Origin of the sequence: Treponema sp. OMZ 788, from assembly GCF_024181245.1 — a bacterium.
Lineage (GTDB): Bacteria > Spirochaetota > Spirochaetia > Treponematales > Treponemataceae > Treponema_B.
The window spans coordinates 2,179,618-2,198,254 of the sequence record NZ_CP051199.1 but is presented as its reverse complement, the minus strand read 5'-3'; the positions used below and the strand labels follow the sequence as shown (position 1 = coordinate 2,198,254).

Genomic DNA, 18,637 nt, shown 5'->3' with positions numbered 1-18,637 from the left:
AACATAAAAGGTGTGGGTAATGGCAAATACGGATTATGAAAATATACCTGAAGAAGAACTTTGGGAAAAATACAAAAAAACCTCAGATCCTAAAATCAGAGAATATTTTATTTTAAAGTATGCTCCATTGGTAAAGTATGTCGCCGGAAAGGTCGGAATAGGAATGCCTACAAATGTAGAATTTGACGACTTAGTCGGTTACGGTGTTTTCGGCCTCTTGGATGCCATAGAAAAATATGATCTCGATAAAAATGTTAAATTCAATACCTATGCCGTTAATAGAATAAGGGGAGCTATCTTTGATGAACTGAGGTCTATAGACTGGGTTCCACGCTCGGTACGCCAAAAAAGCCGCGAAATTGAAGAAACAATAGCCGACTTGGAGGCCCGCCTAGGCCGTTCCGCTTCAAACGAGGAGATCGCCTCTGCGATGGGTTTGGATATTGAAGAGTATAACTCTCTCTTGCTTAAAATATCTGCAACCAGCGTTATTTCTTTGACCGATTTAAGGTTTTCGAATGACGATTCTGAAGAATTCTCTGTAGGAGATATAATTGAAGCTCCTTCTTCTTTGAACCCTGATGTAATTGTAGAGCGTGAAGATGTAAAGCGTGTTATATCCGAGGCTCTTAAAGAATTACCTGAAAGAGAAAAAAAAGTTTTGATTATGTATTATTACGAGGACATGACCCTCAGGGAAATAGGAGAGGTTCTTCATGTAACCGAATCCAGAGTTTCGCAAATACACACAAGTGCAAATATAAAACTAAGAACTAAACTTTCCAATGTTACAAAGGGCATAAAATAGGGGGAATTATGATTAGGCTTAATCAAATACAGGAAAAAATGTCTGAAATGCACGAACAGGATTCCAGCCGTTTTTTTGTTGATATAAGCGGTGATACCCTTGATGAAGCCCTTGCAAATGCTGCTATACAGTTGGGGATGCCTGTTTCGTCAATAGACTATGAGATTCTTCAAAAAGGCGCTTCCGGTTTTTTTGCAATAATTCCAAAAGAATGGAAGATAAGGGCCTATGAGACGATAAAGGTAAAGAAGCATCAGGATATTGAAGAAGAAACGGTTGAAACTGAAGAAATTATTGAAGGCGAAGTAATCATAAATAAAGACGGAATGGGTTATGTGTTCTGTGCCGCCGATGGTATCTACTTTAAGGTAACGGCTCCATCAGGAACGGGCCGTGCTCTCGATATAAAGGCTGCAAGAGACAGATTTAGAGACAGAGCCCTCCCTATTCCTGAAGATGAGGTGCTTAATCCCATATTGGATGAAAAAACCGGCGAATATGTCAGGGTTGCTCCTTATAAACGAGTTCCGGGCAATGATGCCGCTATGGCAGTTAATATAAGCGATGACGAAATGAGGGCTTATCTGTATGTTACCCCGCCGACAGCAGGCGGTGTAGACCTTTCGGCAGATACCATTATCGCATTTTTAAAGAATAATAGGATAATGGTCGGAATCAATGAAGAGAGGGTAAGGCAATTCCAAGACTCTCCGGTTTATCGTGAAGACTATCTTGTTGCAGAAGGTATTGCCCCTCAAAACGGAGCAGATGCAAAGATTATTTATAACTTTGAGGTGGATAATACCCAAGTCCGTTTACAAGAGACTCGTTCAGGTCAAATAAATTTTAAAGAGTTAAATCTTATTCAAAATGTTGTCGAAGGCCAGCCCGTAGCACAAAAGGTTCCGGCCCAAAGAGGTAAGCCGGGTAAGACCGTTACGGGAAAATATCTTGATGCCCTTAACGGAAAAGATATTGCGATGCCTGTAGGTAAAAATACAAAGATTGCCGCTGACGGCCTAACCATAGTGGCCGAAGTAAACGGACAAGTTCTTTTGGTAAAAAATAAGATTACGGTACAGGAAATTTACGTAGTTGAAGGCGACGTTTCAATCAGAACAGGAAACATTACCTTCTTGGGTTCGGTCTTTGTAAACGGAAATGTTGATGACGGTTTTGTTATAAAGGCTTCAGGAAATATAGAGGTTAAGGGCTCTGTCGGAAGGGCAGAGCTTGATACCGAGGGTGATATAGTTGTAAGTCAGGGCATCATGGGCAAGGAAGGCGGCGTAATTAGGGCCGGAAAATCCATTTGGTCTAAATTTATTCAAAATACCGATATTGTTGAAGCCGGAGACATGGTAATTGTTTCGGACGGTATTATAAAATCGAATGTAATGGCTAACCGAAAAATTATATGCCGAGGAAAGAAGGCCGATATCATAAGCGGAAATTTAAGTGCTGCAGAATCCATTTCTGCAAGAAATTTAGGCAGCGTTTCAGGAGGAAATGATCTTGTTGTAAGTGTAGGCTTTGACCCGAAAAGCAAGGAGCGCTTAAACTTCTTGCTGCAAAAACAAGAAATGGATCAAAAAACCTTGGAAGACTTAAAGCTTAATCTGATGAGCCTTGAAGAGCTTAAATCCAAACGCGGGGAATTGCCCAAGGACAAAGAAGAAAACTACAACAAGATGAGCGAGTATAAGTATACTCTTCAAACTGAAATTCATGAAGTGCAAAAAGAAATAACTCAAATAAAAGAGTACTTAAATACATTGAAGAATCAAGGAAGGGTTTCCGCTTCCGGACATGTATATCCGGGAGTACGCATAGTGATACGGGATACTACCGAAGATGTAAGGATGGATTGTAAGGCTACAACATTCTATCTTGACAAGGGAATTGTGCGTTACGGAAAATATCAAGAAGAAAACGAAGAGGATGCTAAGAAGGTACCAAGTGGCTATTCAACCAATTGATCTACAGACTCTATATGCTCAAATGGCTAAGGTCGGAAAACAACAGGGAGCCGAACAGCAAGTTGCTTCTATGGTAAGAGATGCCCAGCAGCAGCAAAATAAAATTGATGCACAAAAAAAACTTAGCACTGTTCAGCTTGTAGAATCCGACAGCAATAAGAATCTTAAAATCAATAAGGATGGTAAGTCTCCCCAAGAGGAAAATAAGGGCGGAGAAAAGAAAAAACAGAATATACCTCAAAGTAATCAAGAATTAAATGCTGAAGAATATATAAAAGACCCTTCTTTGGGCCAAAGAGTGGATATTTCGGGATGATGACTTTTATTGCTATTGCTTTATTAATATTGAATCTTTTTTTTATGTTTGTTTTTTATGTCAAGCTGAAAAATCAATTTTCCGATAGGGCTTCGATAAATAATATAAAAAATGAAACTCAAAAACTTGTTGCACAGATTGCCTTTCAAACAGATCAGTCCGTTACGATATTGGAAGACAAGATTAAAGAGGTAAACAGTCTCATCCTTGAGTTGGATAAGCGTATCCTTCTTGCAGGAAGAGAGGAAGAAAAACGGAGTGCAGCCGAGAAGGTTTACCGAAGCCTAGCCGAAGCATCCGAATCCAATACATTTTCAGGTTATGATGCCGATGCTTTTTCAAAAACCAAAAAACCGGTAATTCCCAATGATCAGTCAACAAGTTACGGAACCCAAAAACAAGTAACCCAAAAAGAACCTGCTCCTACGAAAGACGAGCCAATCAATATATATACCAAGCAAATTTTTACCCCACAATCGGTGATTGTTCCTGACCAAACTGCTTCAATGAAAGAACAAATAATTGAAATGGCCAAAAAAGGGCTTTCAATTGAACTTATCGCCGAAAAAGTTCCCCTCCCCACCGGGGAAATAGAGCTGATTATTTCGATGAATACTTAAAGTTTATCAATTTCTGTCTCTGTAAGTCCCGTCATTATCAAAATTTCAGAAGGTGGGTATCCTCTGTTTTTCATAAGTTTGGCTGTTTCTATAGCTTTATCATGCGCTCCTCTATCTCTGGCATCCATCTCAAAAGTAGACATTAATCTATATTCTTGTCTGGCTTGTTCATTATTTTTTATTGTCTGTATCATTTCTTCTATCCCCTTTGTAAATTCATTATTCGCCTTACCTGTTTTAAGATATTCTAAAAATTCCTTTAAATCTTCATCATCGGTATTCTTAAAGGCTTCCGCATTTATTATAACTTTTTTTGTTCCGTCTTGTAAAGATATTTTTTTATCTTCAAGGCAGATATTTTCAAAGGTGTAAACAGGTTTTTGGTTGCCTATAACATCAAATAAGCAGATAAAAATTATAAATGTATCTTTTAAATTGTTATAGGAATTCCCTTTATCCAAAAAGGAAATATCTAGAGCAGCTTGGTAGAACCTCTTTCTGTTTGTACCAAAACATCAAACCTTACGGACTTTGCCTGTTCATAGGTGTTAATACTATGCTGCACGGAGACATATACAATTTTACCTATTTTATCAGATAGTATCATTTCAATAAGTTTTTTGCAGAAATGCGGGTTTTGCATAACCTTATAAAACATAAAATCATCCTGTAATGTGAATTCTTCAAATATTTTTACCATATTGTTCTCCTATTTTTAAACTTCCCCTCTCATTATATTTATAGGAATTATTTTAAAAAAATAGTAAATCGGTAAAAAATTTGTGATTCAAGCACAAGCATTAAATTAATATATCCTTTGACTTCTTTGTTTCTTTGCAGGTAAATAAAAAAACTGTATTCAATATATCCGGCTTGCGTTTTGAGCCTATTAATGCTATACTTAGAGCATGTCTGAAAACTCTTTTTTTCAAAAAATGGAATTTCATATTAATGGGGATGTCCGAAAAAAGTGTCATTTAAAGTCTTCTCTTTTTTCTTCGTGCGGAAATGCCGTGTTTGAAAATATTTCTGAAGTTCATCATTTTGTTTTTAATTTTAATTCTCTTGTAAAAGAAGGCCTTTTTGGAAAAGAGCAAAAAAATTTGCAGGCGGGGGAGTTAAATGCTATGGGAATTTTTGATGAAGTTCTCCATTATGTTTTAAGACTTTACCGCGAAAATGTTGATTCCGAATTTTTTGTAAAAGGTTATGAATTTATCGATAAAGAATTTAAGAGCAAAAATTTTCATAATCTCGATTTTTTATTAAAAAATTTTTGCAAGGATTTTCCTCCAAAGGATGTTTACACAGATAAAATCTCATTGGATGAGTGGTTTGAAGCAAATGATGAAACTTCAAATGTGCCGAACAAGCTTCTCGCTTTTGAAGAGTTAATTCTTCTTTGCCTTGCAAATAAAAAATCCTGCAAATGCTCAGTTTAAGATTTTGTTTAATGACATAAATTTAAAAACCATAGATTCATATGGTGTTTTTTGGGATTATGCAAAAAAGTGGTCAAAAAAGAATAAGCCTATAGGAAGCCGGTTGGGAAAGGAACAGGGGCGGCTTGACATTCTTTCCTTTTTGGAAGAACCAATTAAACGCTGCCCCAACAGTATCTCAGGTCAGCTTAAATATATAAAAGAACATTGGGCCAGGTTTACGCAAAATCTTTTGTTGAAGGTTTTAGGTGCGGAAGATCTTATCCGCGAGCAGGAAAAGGCCGGTTGGGCACCCCCGCAGGGAGGAGCCTTTGATGTGCCGGTTTATACCTTTGAAAATTTATTAAAAGAATATGAAGCCTTTACCCCCGATAAGAATTGGATGCCGAACCTCGTTTTGGCTGCAAAAAGCACCTTGGTTTGGCTTGATCAGCTGAGTAAAAAGTATTCTGCTCCGATTACACGCTTGGATCAGATTCCCGATGAGGAGTTAAAATTTTTTGCCGATGCCGGAATAACAGGACTTTGGCTGATCGGAATTTGGCAGCGTTCCGAGGCAAGCCGCCGAATTAAAGAGATTTGCGGAAACCCTGATGCAGCTGCAAGTGCATACAGTATCTACGATTATGACATTGCGGAAGAACTGGGCGGTTGGCCTGCCTTAGCAAATTTGCGGGAGCGGGCATGGAAATTCGGCATCCGACTGGCCGCCGACATGGTACCCAATCATACAGGCCTTGATTCGAAATGGATTATGGAAGATCCGAATATTTTTTTTACAGACAAGGGACAAGCCGTTCCCTTCATATAACTATGAAGGGGAAAATTTATCCCATGACGGAAGAACAAGCGTCTATCTTGAAAACGGCTATTATTCAAAGACGGACTGTGCCGTAGTTTTTAAACGAGTCGATAACTATTCCGGGGATGTCCGCTATATATATCACGGAAACGACGGCACCGGCCTCCCTTGGAACGACACGGCTCAGATCGATTTTTTAAACAAGGAAGCCCGAGAAAAGGTTATCCAAAAAATTCTCCATGTTGCGCGTAATTTTCCCATAATACGCTTTGATGCGGCGATGGTGCTCGCAAAAAAACATATCCGCCGTCTATGGTATCCGGCTCCCGGTTCCGGAGGTGATATTGCAAGCCGTTCCCGCTATGCTCTTTCTATAGACGAATTTGAAAAAAGAATCCCCGAAGAATTTTGGAGGGAGGTTGTAGACCGCTGTGCAAAAGAAGCCCCCGATACCCTCCTGCTTGCCGAAGCCTTTTGGATGATGGAAGGCTACTTTGTCCGTACCCTCGGAATGCACCGCGTGTATAATTCCGCCTTTATGAATATGCTTAAAAAAGAAGAAAATGCAAAATACAGGGAAACCATCAAAAATACCCTTGAGTTTGACCCGGAAGTCCTTAGGCGTTATGTAAACTTTATGAACAATCCCGATGAAGAAACAGCCATAGCCCAATTCGGGGATGGGGATAAATACTTCGGCATATGCACAATGATGTCGGCTATGCCCGGGCTTCCCATGTTCGGGCATGGACAGCTTGAAGGCTTTACCGAAAAGTACGGAATGGAATATAGAAGAGCTTATAAGGATGAGGCTATAAACCATGGCTTACTTGAAAGGCATAAAAAAGAAATCTTCCCTCTTTTAAAAAAACGCCGAATTTTTTCCGGTGTTGAAAAATTCAGACTTTTCGATTTTTGGAACGAAGGAAATGTAAACGAAAATGTTTTTGTTTGGTCAAACTTTTTTGAAGGAGAGCGTTCATTAATTTTTTATAATAATGCCTATGAAAGAGCTGTCGGCTGGATAAATCTTTCGGCTGCCTTTGCCTTAAAAAACGAAAGAAACGAAAAAGAGCTAAGACAGGAAACTCTCATGGACTCTCTCAATTTAAGTTCCGGAGAGTCATATTTTACCGTTTTTTATGAGCAGCGTTCTTCATTGTTCTTTTTAAGGAAAAATTCCGAGCTTGCCGAAAAAGGTTTTTTTGCGGCCTTAGATGGGTATCAATGTCAGGTCTTTTTGAACATATATGAACGAAAGGATGATGACGGCTACTATAAAGAGCTTTATAAAAAAGCTGATGGCCGCGGCTTTAAGGATTTGGAATTTGAAATAAATAAGTGCAAGTACGGAAGGCTTTACCAGCCTGTTCAAGATTTATGTGCCAATGACTTATTTCCGCAAATTTCTGATTATTACGGTAATGCCAAAAAATCGAAAAAGATGATTGATGATGTATCGAAAAAGCTTTATCCTAAGTTTACAGACTTTTTTGAAAAATTTGAAAAGGCATTTTTTGAAATCTTTTCTTACGATACAGAGATAAAAAGTGCAAAAATTCTTAAAGAAAAAACTAAGGCCAAAGCCTTGTCTTTGAAAAAATCTTTTGAATGTTTGTTGTGCCTTTGTTCTGATGAAGCTTCGTTTATCGATAAAAATATTAAAACCAAAGAAGTACTCTTATTTATAAATGATCTTAAAGCCTTGGTGCTTAACACAAAAGAAGATGTGCTTTTGTATGCGGCAAGTCTTTTATTTTCTGCCATGTTTAAATTTTTTCCTGAAGAAAAAATTAAAATATGCCGTTTTGATTCTGCCCTTACCGATCTGCTTTGCTCTTTCGGCCTCACGGAATTGAATGTAAAAAGCACCTTGTTCTTGTTAAGCCGCTTATTTTGCTTAACCGAAGAAGAGAAAAAGTTTTTTGAACATTTGGATTCAAGTAAGGATTGTATCAAGGCCTTTACGGACTTTTGTTTGCATGACGAAATAATAAAGACCTATCTCGGGTTAAACGAATGGGACGGTGAAATGTGGTTTAATAAGGAATCGACAGAAAGGCTTGTTTTGATACATATTTTATTTAAGCTTATATGGGAAGAAAGGCCTGAAGACGATTTGCATAAATGTAATGTTTTATCTTTAAATGTTTATGCAGGTATTTATTCGGATATGGCCAAGATACTTTCGGATTCCGAATATAAGCTAAAAAACATTATTGACTTTTCGAATGAAGATATTTAGTCTTTTTCGGCATTTTCTTCAGCATATTTTTTAAATTCTTCCTCACTCATCGTATCTGCATAAATAGGGTAGAGGGCTTCTACCAGTTCTTCAAGTGTCGGAAATTTTGCCCCATTAAGTTTATATGACATAAAAACTACCTCTCCATGTATTGTAGCATATTTTCAATTTCTTTTTTAGATGCCTGTATCTTTTTTACATTTTTTATAGGCCTGTCTAAGCCCTTCATGTATTCAGGCTGATTGGGTTTTTCGCCGCAGGCATCCTCTATTATATCGGCTTCAAAGGCCGGATGATCTTTAGATATAAGAACAAGGGTTTCAGGGCCCTTATTTTCCAGAATTTTACTTTTTAGTGCAGCCCCATAGGCGGCAGCTGTCGAGGAGTCTATCATAATTCCATAACGCTGATAGGCCTTTCTGATAAGCTCTTTATAATCGTTAGGATCTACGGTTTTAGGAAAAATCAAGGCCTTCATAATTGCAGGGCTGATTTCAAAAATTTGCTCCAAGCGCTCGATATTTGAGGGACTGACAGGATCTGCTGCACTTCTTTGGCTTAAAGGAACTTCCATAGTTTTGCAAAAACAGTCTCCATCCTTGTTTACTGATAATTCAGCGGTAGAGTCGGTAATAAATCCGTTGAGGGAAAGGCCGCTTTTCCATGCAAAAAGACCGGCTGAAAGGTTTCCGTAATTACCGGAGTGGAGGGCGTAGTAAATTTCACCGAAGCTGTGTTTTTTAAAACGGGTAAAAGCAAAAAAATAGAAAAATATTTGAGGCAGAAGACGGCCTATGTTTACCGTATTTGCCAAGGTAAGGCCGTATTTTTCTACAAGATTCCTATCAAGATAGACGGCTCTTTTTAAGTTTTCGACATCCTTTATGTCTCCGTCACATTCTACAGAGTAAATCGAGCCTCCGTTTTCTGCCAAGTATTTTTCGGGGATTCCGGTGGCATAACCTTTGGGGTGTATCAAGAGGGTTTTGACTCTTTTTTTGTTTCCGAAGGCTGCGGCCATGCTTTGACCGTTCTTTTTTGTTCCTGTGCCCAAGACTATAGCTTTTTCGTCATTTATGGTTAGGATATGCTCAAGAACAGAGGCAAGCCATAAAAAGCCGAAATCTCTGTGACAGCCGGTCGGCCCATGAAAAAGATCCAGCAAAAAAAGCCTTTCATCCAGTTGCCGTACTCTCGGACTGTAATTTCCAAAAGCTGAAACGGCAATGCGTTCCGAAACGGCCGGACTGAATTCCTTTTTCAATATTGCAGAGGTTAATGTTCCTGCAACAGAGGTAAAACTTGAAGTTTCGCTAAGGTGACAGGCCCAATCGCTTAAATCTAAGGCTTCTTTCGGTATATAAAGGCCTCCGTCTGTCGGCATACAGTTTGTTACTGCCTCATAAAATGATACTGTCTTATTGTTATTACGTGTACTTACTAAATCCATGTTTTCCTATTGTATCATATTTAAGATAAAATTCTATACTTTTTTATGAATTTTATCGGTTTATATGTCATTTTTGCTTGTCTTAGGCCTTCATTGCCTAAATCCTGCTCTCTGTTTATGAATTCTATATGTTCAGGCAGATAACCTGCAAAGGCATAATTAATGTACTGAAAACTGCCCTTGTAAGAAGCCAGTGCTTTTTCGAATAAAATAACGGCTGTTTTATTGTTTGGTGTTATTTCTGCAAGGGTCCAAGCCACAGGCTCATCCCAAACATAGAGAATAATGCCCATCATTGAAGTTCTGCTTAAAATTGACAGGGCTTCCAAGGCCGCTTCATAGTCGGAATTTTCAGGATTGGAGTCCGGTTTTGTGCTATTCCATTCTTCAAGAACCTTTTTTGCATCTTCTACATTTTCAAGGGTTAGAGGCTCAATTTTTATTTTGTCGTAGGATTTTTCAAACTTGTTGATATGGGTCTTCTTTTTATGAAAATCTTTGCCTTTCAGTTCGGCCAAGTCTTTTCTTAAATAAACATAGTCAAAATTATCCCTATCCTCTTCAATTTTAAGCTCTTTGAGAAAGGGTAGATTGAATGCATTGGTATTATTATCTAAAAAAGACTTTGAAAGAATCATCCATTTTTTGTATTTTGCCAATAATTCTTTTGTTATTTCGACATCCACTGTGCAGCAGGGTGTAATAAAAAAACTTTCCCCCCTATATTCCCCTATGATTATCAATAGTTTTCCGGTTTTTGCTGCTTGATATTTATAATTGTGTCTAAAAAGGTATAAATTCAAAAAAGTCAGCTCCGATATTCCGTCAGGAAGCCTTTTTAAGTAAAATTCCATTTCGGATTGCATATCCGTGGAAATGGGTGCAAATTCGGGATACTGTGGTATACTCATGCATATATCCTACTATTTTTAGGCAAAAACGGCAATAGATAGCAAAAAAAACTTACAAGTGATTGAAAATATGGCAATAGTGAGCTATACTTTAAAAAAGATGTAACAAACTTATCATTTATAAGTTTGTTACATAGACTTATATGACAATACTATTAGTATTGGTATTTTATGGAGGTTTATATGAAGAACAAGAAAATAATTTTTGTTTTTGTTATGTTGATTGTATCTGTAAGCTTTGTATTTGCAGACTTTGCTGTTTCGTTCGGCCCTGCCTTTACGAATTATTTTATTAAAACTGATAGTAAAGTTAGTTTTGAAGGATTGTATGGTGATGTAGAAGCCGCTATTAACAATGTAAAAAAGGAAAAAAACAATGCAGCCGGTGTTGCTTTGGATTTGAGAGCCGGTCTCTTTTATGTTATGGCACAGATTGCTTTTCCCGGAAAAAGTCATAAGAGTCTTCTTAGTGAAGCCAAAAATGCCAAAGGTTTCGTTTCAAAAAATTCATTTATATTTGATAGCCAGCTTGGTGCAGGTATAACTCTTTTTAAAAAGACTAGGTTTAACCTCTTTTTGGGCGGCGGCCTTGGTGTAAATGCTATGCGTGCAACACAAAACGCTGATATTGGATCTGTAAATGTGGCATATGAAAAATTGGATGTTATGTTCGGTCTGGGGGCAAATGTTTTAGCAAGCTTTTATATTACAGATATGATCGGTATTTATGCAGGCATTGCTGATACTTTTTATTTTACACCTTTAAAAGTGCAAAAGAAATTTAAAATTGCTGATAAAGATTTTGTGTTTTCAACATCAGACAGTAAATTAAAAACATTTGCCAACAGTGTAAACTTAAAATTGGGTCTTTCGATTAGATTGTAATTTTGAGGCCGATTAAAAAAGGCAGTACCTTAAAGGTGCTGCCTTTTTTGTTTAATCACAAGTTTTATTTTAACGAGTTTAAAACATTTGAAAGTCTTGCTTTGTCATATAAATCTAAGGGTCTGCCTTCAGAAAATCTAACAGCTTCTTCGGTAAATGTTCCTGCACTCATACATATTCCGGTTCCGCCCTTTACTTCTTTTAGGCGTGCATGAAGTTCTCTGAGGAGGAGCTCTCCTACCGTTCCCTGAGATCTAAAAAACCTAAAAATAACCGTATCCGAAAAACGCGGTGTATCTATTTCGGCAACTATATCTGTATAGGCGGCCAATACAGATATATCAAGTATTTTTACCTTTGCTTTTGGATAAAAACGGGCTACGATTTTGCGGCAAAGGGCTACGAATTCGCTTTGTCCGGACATTAGGTATATCTGCAAGTTCTTGTTTTTATTTAGCTCCTGATATCTCATTATTAGAGTTGCTGCATCCTTATATCCCGGGCTTATCGTTTGGATTTCTTTTAAAAGATGGAGAGCCTGACCTATTTCTTGAGTCTTTATATAGGCTTGTGCCAACCTGTACTTTAGCTCATTGGAAATATCTACGGGCATTCCTGTATGTTTTAAGCCGATTTGAAAGTCTTCGATAGCTCTTTCCAATTGGTCGGCCTTTGCCCTGATCATACCCGTGTATAATGAGGCTTGAGGTCCGAAAACCGGATCTACCCTGAGGTGGTTTAAGATTTTTAAGCATCTGTCCGTTGCTTCCGTTTCATAAAAGCATTCGCCCATTGCAAACAAAACTTCCTTATCGTCCGGCTTAAAATCCAAAGCCTTTTTTAGAACCGGTAAGGCTTCAGCGTATTTACGCAAATATTTAAACGTATAACCGAGATATTTTGTTGCTAAGAAACTGTTCGGCTCAATTATTAAGGCTCTTTTGAAAAACTTAACGGCTTTTTCATAGTCTTTTTCGAGGTAATAGATATATCCCAAATTATAATTTACATCAAGATTTTTAGGATTCATCGTTTCTGCAAGCAGAAAACCTTTTTTAGCCTCATTTAGCCTGTTTGTTTTTAATGCACAGGTTCCGTATCTTACAGCAATATCCTGTTGCTTCTCCATTTCAAGGGGTTTCATTCTATCCAGTAAGGCAGAGTATGCCGTATATGCTTTTTCCCAGTCTTGGTCTTGATAATAAATATCTCCCATTATAAACAAACCTTCAATATCGTGAGGATTTTGAGCCAAACGGCGTGAGGCTTCTTTCATCAATACGGCCCTGCCCTTAATTTTTTTCTTTCCGCCTCCTGAAGAAGTTTTGGCTCTTGTGGCTATGAGAACGATAATAACAACAGCAATTATAATAATCAAAAAGGAAATAATAATAGTCGATAGCATTCTCTTATTATGCGTTTTATTTTGAGATATGTCAATGGAAGGCGAATTGAATTTTTTAATAATTATAATAAGTGCTCTAGTCAGCAGTGCTTGTCTGTGGTATAATCAAAGAAGCTTTTTTCCTTGGAGGAGGTATGAAAAAATTATTTTTTATGTTAGTTTCTTTAATGTGTATTGCCGGTGTTTTTTCTGATACTGTAAAAGGGTTTAACGAAAACGATATTCCTTTAAAAAGGGTAACCTTATATTCGTCCGGAGTTGCTCATTATGAACATGAGGGAAGAGTAAGCGGCAGCGGAAAAATAGAAATGCTTTTTTTACCTTCTCAAATAAGCGATGTTTTAAAATCCGTTTTTGTAAAAGATCCTGCCGCAAAGAATTTATCGGTAAATTATCAATCGGAAGATACCCTTAAAAAAACTATGCAAAGTTTAAAGATAGATTTATCCGAGAATAACTCTATTTTTAAGATTCTTAAATCGCAGAAGGGTGCGGAAATTGAAGTTTATACTCCGAGTAAGATTACGGGTAAAATTTTAAGTGCAGACAAAATTGAAGATTCTAAGGCGGAAGTGATTTTGTCCATAGCTGCATCTGACGGTGTTAAGATAATATCCTTAAAAGATGTGCAATCTTTTAGGTTTACAGATCCTCAACGGAATGACGACTTACAAAAGGCCTTGAGTCTCATTTTGGAAGCCTCGGCAAAAGACAGAAAACTTATTTCGATCGATATAGAAGCGTCCGGTGAGCGTAATATAGGGCTTTCTTATGTCATGGAAGCTCCCATTTGGAAGCCTACATATAGGCTTGATATGGGAAATGAAAGTGCGGCTTTTCAGGCGTGGGCTATAATCGATAACTCTACTGATATAGATTGGAAGGATGTAAAACTCACTCTTACAAGCGGAAGGCCCGTGGGCTTTAAGCAAAATCTATATGCTCCGTATTATACCCATAGGGAAACAATTCCTATTCTCGCAGGTCAGGCAGCCGATCCTGAGACCTTTGATTCCGCTTATGATGATTCTGCCGACTATAAGGTAGAAGAAAGAAAAGCTTCTATGAAAATGCAAAAACAGTCTTATTATGAGAGTATTGAACTTTCTATGACCGAGGCTGAAGAACCTGCTTATTTTGAAAATCAAACTATTGCCCAAGGTGCTGCAGGAGAAATGTTTGCTTTTACTCCCGTTAAACCGGTTAATCTGCCCAGACAAAAAAAGCACTATGATTCCGCTTAGCCTTGTTTCTCTTCCGGCTCAAAAATACTCGGTTTTTTCTAATATACCTCATGGTGTTGATGTGCATCCTAAACTGTGTATCAGTATCGAAAATAATTCCGGTTTAAAATTTCCTGCCGGCCCGATTACGGTTTTTGAAAATGGGGAATATTCAGGCGATGCCGTTTTGCAATTTTTGCCCGAAAAAGAAAAACGCCTAATAGCCTTTGGAGATGATATAGATGTAAGAGGGGCAAAAACGCAAGACTTTGAAGATAATATTCATAGCCTTAAAATCGTAAAAGGTGTTTTAACAAAAAAATATAAATCATCTAAGAGTTCTGTTTACACGATTAAGAATTCTGCTTCAAAAGAGCGTTCAATCATTGTTGAGCATTTTATAAGCTCAGGGTATAACCTTGCCGATGAAAAAAAATTGCTCGAAAAAACAGCAAACAAGTATAGATTCAATGTAAAAGTTAAGGCTGACTCTCAAGAAAAACTTGAAGTAGTTGAAGAAAAATTTTTTGAAGACATTATTCAAATAAATGTTATGGATAACAATTCCATGATAGCTATTTATTCCGATTCTAAGATACCGGAAAAAATAAAAAAAGCATTTAGGGGCATTTTAGATGAAAAGGTAAAGGTTGATAAGGCTCAAACGGTTTTGGTAAATTTACAAAACGAGCAAAAAAATCTTAATGCCGAGCAGGATCGAGTACGCAAAAATCTTCAGGCTGTCGGTTCCGATACCCGGCAGGGCAAGCTGTTTTTAGATAAACTTCTTGAAATAGAAAGTTCTTTGGAGAATTTAAAGAAAAAAATCGGCCAAAGCGAAAAAAATTATGCTGATGTGCGTGCCGATTTTTTAGATTATGTAGAAAAAATTAACATAGAATGACTATTTTATCTAACCTAAATAAGAATCTCGGTTTTTTTTAAGGCTTGATAATTTAGCTTTATTGTTGTATAATGCCGACACGGGATTTAAAAGGAGCGTACGAAATTTGACAACTATTCAGTTTATTTTTTATATAATATTTCTGCCCTGTGCGTTATCCACTCTTTTTGTTTATCTGGTTATTTTATTTTCAAAGAAGCATAATCTGTATGATGAAACAGGAGGAAGAAAAATCCATTCCGGTAATATTCCAAGAATTGGAGGTGTCGGATTTAGTGTTGCCTATATAATTTCAAGTGCGGTATTGCACTTTCGCTTTCCTGAATTCCAGGTTATGCATTCCAATTTTTTTTATATTGTCTTGGGAGGGGGTATTATTTTTTTGATGGGCCTTTGGGACGATATAAAGAACTGCAAAGCTATTTATAAGCTTTTTTTTCAGTCTTGTGCTGCTATTTTAGTAATATATGGCGGTTATATGTTTAAAAAGATAAGTTTCGGCCCGTCTAATTTTGTTTGGGAAATGGGTGTAGAGGCTTATATAATTACCTTTTTATGGATAATAGGCATAACTAATGCTATTAACCTTGTTGATGGGATTGACGGACAAGCCGGATTTTTAGGCTTTTCTGTTCTTTTGACTTATGCAGCAATTTATTTTTCGGTGGGTGTAAGCAATGCCGTCATAATGAGGGTTTTTATTCTCGCCTTTGTTGTTGTAGGCTTTCTATTTTTTAACTTGTCATTGCCCAGTGCAAAAATCTTTATGGGAGATTGCGGTTCGCAAATTTTAGGATTTGTATTGGCGATTTTGCCTCTTGTGCCGTCTCCAGATGGTTCTGAGTCTTCAGGCGTTATATTTGCTTCTGTTATTTTAATGCTTCCTATATTTGATACCTTTGCTGCAATATGGCGCAGGTTGAGAGAAAAAAAGGCCCATAGGAGAAGGCGATAAGTATCATTTACACCATAAGCTTATGTTAATAGGATTTAATGCTAGAGGGGCTTTAGGTGTTTTTGTTATTCTTCAAATAATAATCAATCTTTTTGCATCGATAGCTATAGTCTCACAAGGAATGAATGCTCTTATTATTTTGATAGGGCTTATACTTGTAGGCTTGTTGTTTTTTACATTGATTCATTATGAAAAAGAAAAAATTGTAAATAAAAAATAGAATTCGGAGTTGCTTTTTTATGGATAAAAAAATCGGCAGATTGGTCTTGTTTTTTTGGCTTTTTCAATGTTCAGCCATTTTTGCAATTTATAAGATCCTTAATACCGATATTGAAATTTTTAATTCCTTTTTAATATACATAACTCTCTGGCATTCTTTACTTCTTCTATTTTTAATTCTACATAAGGGAGAATTTATAAGTGTTGAAAGTAATATTGCTCTTGAAAAAATTAATCTTGCAAATGGAATTACTCTCTTCCGCATAAGTTCGGTTCCTTTAATAGCCTTTCTTTTAAAACAAAATGAAATTGAGAATATAAAAATAGTTTTGGCCGTTGTTTTGATTTTGGTTTTTTTGACTGATTTTTTTGACGGTCTTATAGCAAGAAGATTTAATCAAGAAACCAAGATCGGGCGTATGCTTGATTCCATGAGTGATTATTCCCTGCTTGCTCTTGTTTCAATCGTTTACTATCAGTTGGGATTGGTGCCGAATTGGTTCTTCTATTTAATCTTTGGAAGATTAATGTTTCAAGCTCTTGGAATGCTTTTTTTTATTCTTTTAAAATTCCCGGTTGAAATAAAATCCACAAGGGGCGGCAAAATAACAATAGCTGCAACGATGATTCTTTATAGTCTCAAAATTATGCAATTTTTTGTTACTTTATTTTCCAATTTTAAAGAGTTATTTTTAATCGGCGAATATTTATGCGGTTTTATTATCTTTGTATTTTTATTTGAAAAGATATTTATTTTTTATGATCATTATAAAGAATACCGCAAAAGGAATACAGAAAGTTAGGCTGCAGTAAACAAAAAGACTAGAATATAATTTTATAAATTGTTATAATGAGGATGTATAGTTATAAAACATAGTTTTGATAGGAGTTATAATATGAAAGAAGGTTTAAAGAAATACCTTGAAAAAGAAGGCTCAAATGCAAAGTTACCTATGGTTGCATATTTGGCCAATTTGGATCAGGTTGCATCTGTGTACCCTGAAGTTGCATCAAGCATTGTAAAAGAAATTGAGAATCAGCGAAGTCACTTAAAACTTATCGCCAGCGAAAACTATTCTTCATTGGCAGTTCAAGCTGCTATGGGTAACCTCCTGACCGATAAGTATGCAGAAGGTTTTCCTGAGCATAGATATTACGGAGGATGCGAAAACGTAGATGCCGTTGAAATGGCAGCCTGTGCCGAGGCTTGTAAGGTATTTGGGGCCGAACACGCCTATGTTCAGCCTCACTCAGGAGCTGATGCAAACATCGTCGCCTATTGGGCAATATTAAATGCCAAGGTCGAAGAACCTTTCTTAAAGAAATTTGAAACTGTTGTAGACGGAAAGGTTAAAAAGATGAGTCTTGAAGGCTTGAGCCATGAAGATTGGGAAGAGTTGCGCCATGCTCTCGGAAACCAAAAACTTATGGGCTTGGATTACTATTCGGGCGGACACCTCACCCACGGCTATGTTCAAAACGTTTCTTCAAAAATGTTTAGGACATGCTCATATACCGTAAACAAGGAAACAGGCGAGCTTGATTATGCCGAGATCGAAAAAAGAGCAATGGAAGAAAAGCCCTTGATTCTTTTGGCCGGATATAGTGCTTACCCCAGAAAGATTAATTTTAAGAAATTTAGAGAAATTGCCGACAAGTGCGGAGCTGTTTTGATGGTTGATATGGCCCACTTTGCAGGTCTTGTTGCCGGAAAGGTTTTTGAAGGCGAATATAACCCTGTTCTTTGGGCTGATGTTGTAACAACTACGACTCATAAAACTCTTCGAGGTCCCCGCGGTGCCATGATTCTTTGCAAAAAAGAATTTGCCGAATTCGTCGATAAGGGATGCCCCCTTGTAATCGGCGGCCCCCTTCCCCATGTTATGGCTTCAAAGGCTGTTGCCTTCCGCGAAGCAAACAGCAAGGAATATCAGGACTATGCCCACAAAGTAAGGGACAACGCTGCAGCCCTCGCTGAAGAATGTATGAAGCTCGGTATGAAGCTTCAGACAAACGGAACAGACAATCACTTGATGCTGATTAATGTAACAAAATACGGCTTAAACGGCAGACAAGCTGAAACTGCAATGTCCGAGTGCGGTGTAACCCTTAACAGGAACAGCTTGCCCTTTGATCCGAACGGCCCCTGGTGGACAAGCGGTTTACGCGTCGGAACTCCTGCCGTAACAAGTCTTGGAATGGGCCCTGCCGAAATGAAGCAGATCGCTTCAATCATTGACAGGGTATTGAAGGCTTCAAAACCCGGCGTAACAAAGAGCGGAGCTCCCAGCAAAGCTAATGTTGTGGTTGACCCCACTGTAAAGGCAGAGATACAAAAAGAAGTGGATGCTATTTTACACAAATTTGTTCTTTATCCCGAATTGGATTTAGACTTCTTAAAGAGCATCTATTGCTAAGCAAGACTTTCTTTTAATTTAAGATATGGGGCTCCGAAAAGCTTTGCTTTGTACCG

The 18,637-nt window shown here is 37.4% G+C and carries 11 protein-coding genes and 4 pseudogenes; 10 read left to right on the top strand and 5 right to left on the bottom strand.

Annotated features, from left to right (window positions below; translation table 11 throughout):
* Positions 1–19 precede the first annotated feature (19 nt).
* Genes whiG through E4O00_RS10960 form a run of 4 tightly spaced genes read left to right on the top strand, consistent with a single transcriptional unit; the run spans position 20 to position 3,723 of the window.
* The gene (gene whiG / locus E4O00_RS10975; protein WP_253677404.1) at positions 20–808 is read left to right on the top strand and encodes an RNA polymerase sigma factor WhiG; all 789 of its coding nucleotides are present in this window, start codon (positions 20–22) and stop codon (positions 806–808) included.
* Positions 809–816: 8 nt separating this feature from the next.
* On the top strand, positions 817–2,787 hold the full coding sequence (locus tag E4O00_RS10970) for a FapA family protein (RefSeq protein ID WP_253677403.1): 1,971 nt from the start codon (positions 817–819) through the stop codon (positions 2,785–2,787).
* On the top strand, positions 2,768–3,103 hold the full coding sequence (locus tag E4O00_RS10965) for a hypothetical protein (RefSeq protein ID WP_253677402.1): 336 nt from the start codon (positions 2,768–2,770) through the stop codon (positions 3,101–3,103). The genes E4O00_RS10970 and E4O00_RS10965 overlap by 20 nt, the downstream gene beginning before the upstream one ends.
* Positions 3,100–3,723 carry a hypothetical protein gene (locus E4O00_RS10960; protein WP_253677401.1) on the top strand — a complete coding sequence of 208 codons (624 nt, stop codon included), beginning with the start codon at positions 3,100–3,102 and terminating at the stop codon, positions 3,721–3,723. Before E4O00_RS10965 ends, E4O00_RS10960 begins: the two co-directional genes overlap by 4 nt.
* Here the strand turns inward: E4O00_RS10960 and E4O00_RS10955 are convergent.
* A pseudogene (locus E4O00_RS10955) lies at positions 3,720–4,423 on the bottom strand (Rpn family recombination-promoting nuclease/putative transposase). The gene E4O00_RS10960 and the pseudogene E4O00_RS10955 overlap by 4 nt on opposite strands.
* A gap of 208 nt (positions 4,424–4,631) precedes the next feature.
* Here E4O00_RS10955 and E4O00_RS14330 point away from each other — a divergent pair.
* A pseudogene (locus E4O00_RS14330) lies at positions 4,632–8,212 on the top strand (alpha-amylase family glycosyl hydrolase).
* On the opposite strand, the gene E4O00_RS14010 reads toward E4O00_RS14330, so the two are convergent.
* Genes E4O00_RS14010 through E4O00_RS10930 form a run of 3 tightly spaced genes read right to left on the bottom strand, consistent with a single transcriptional unit; the run spans position 8,209 to position 10,573 of the window.
* Positions 8,209–8,343 carry a hypothetical protein gene (locus E4O00_RS14010; protein ID WP_256481879.1) on the bottom strand — a complete coding sequence of 45 codons (135 nt, stop codon included), beginning with the start codon at positions 8,341–8,343 and terminating at the stop codon, positions 8,209–8,211. The pseudogene E4O00_RS14330 and the gene E4O00_RS14010 sit on opposite strands and share 4 nt — an antisense overlap.
* A gap of 5 nt (positions 8,344–8,348) precedes the next feature.
* The gene (locus tag E4O00_RS10935; RefSeq protein WP_253677397.1) at positions 8,349–9,662 is read right to left on the bottom strand and encodes a PALP domain-containing protein; all 1,314 of its coding nucleotides are present in this window, start codon (positions 9,660–9,662) and stop codon (positions 8,349–8,351) included.
* 20 nt (positions 9,663–9,682) lie between these two features.
* Positions 9,683–10,573, bottom strand: coding sequence for a DUF2156 domain-containing protein (locus E4O00_RS10930; protein ID WP_253677396.1), 891 nt, complete (start codon positions 10,571–10,573; stop codon positions 9,683–9,685).
* A gap of 183 nt (positions 10,574–10,756) precedes the next feature.
* Here E4O00_RS10930 and E4O00_RS10925 point away from each other — a divergent pair, with 183 nt between their 5' ends.
* A complete protein-coding gene (locus E4O00_RS10925; RefSeq protein WP_253677395.1) occupies positions 10,757–11,458 on the top strand; it encodes a DUF2715 domain-containing protein in 702 nt (233 codons plus the stop codon).
* Positions 11,459–11,522: 64 nt separating this feature from the next.
* Here E4O00_RS10925 and E4O00_RS10920 read toward each other — a convergent pair whose 3' ends face one another.
* Positions 11,523–12,863: a tetratricopeptide repeat protein gene (locus E4O00_RS10920; protein WP_253677394.1), complete on the bottom strand. Its 1,341-nt coding sequence runs from the start codon at positions 12,861–12,863 to the stop codon at positions 11,523–11,525.
* 134 nt (positions 12,864–12,997) lie between these two features.
* Between E4O00_RS10920 and E4O00_RS14325 the strand changes: the two are divergent.
* The 4 genes and pseudogenes from E4O00_RS14325 (at position 12,998) to E4O00_RS10890 (ending at position 18,581) form a co-directional block, all read left to right on the top strand.
* Positions 12,998–14,990, top strand: a pseudogene (locus E4O00_RS14325) (DUF4139 domain-containing protein).
* Positions 14,991–15,096: 106 nt separating this feature from the next.
* Positions 15,097–16,165 (top strand): annotated as a pseudogene (locus E4O00_RS14320) (MraY family glycosyltransferase).
* Between the two features lie 19 nt (positions 16,166–16,184).
* On the top strand, positions 16,185–16,967 hold the full coding sequence (locus E4O00_RS10895; protein WP_253677390.1) for a CDP-alcohol phosphatidyltransferase family protein: 783 nt from the start codon (positions 16,185–16,187) through the stop codon (positions 16,965–16,967).
* A 93-nt stretch (positions 16,968–17,060) separates the two neighbouring features.
* Positions 17,061–18,581, top strand: coding sequence for a glycine hydroxymethyltransferase (locus tag E4O00_RS10890; RefSeq protein WP_253677389.1), 1,521 nt, complete (start codon positions 17,061–17,063; stop codon positions 18,579–18,581).
* The last annotated feature ends 56 nt before the right edge of the window (positions 18,582–18,637 follow it).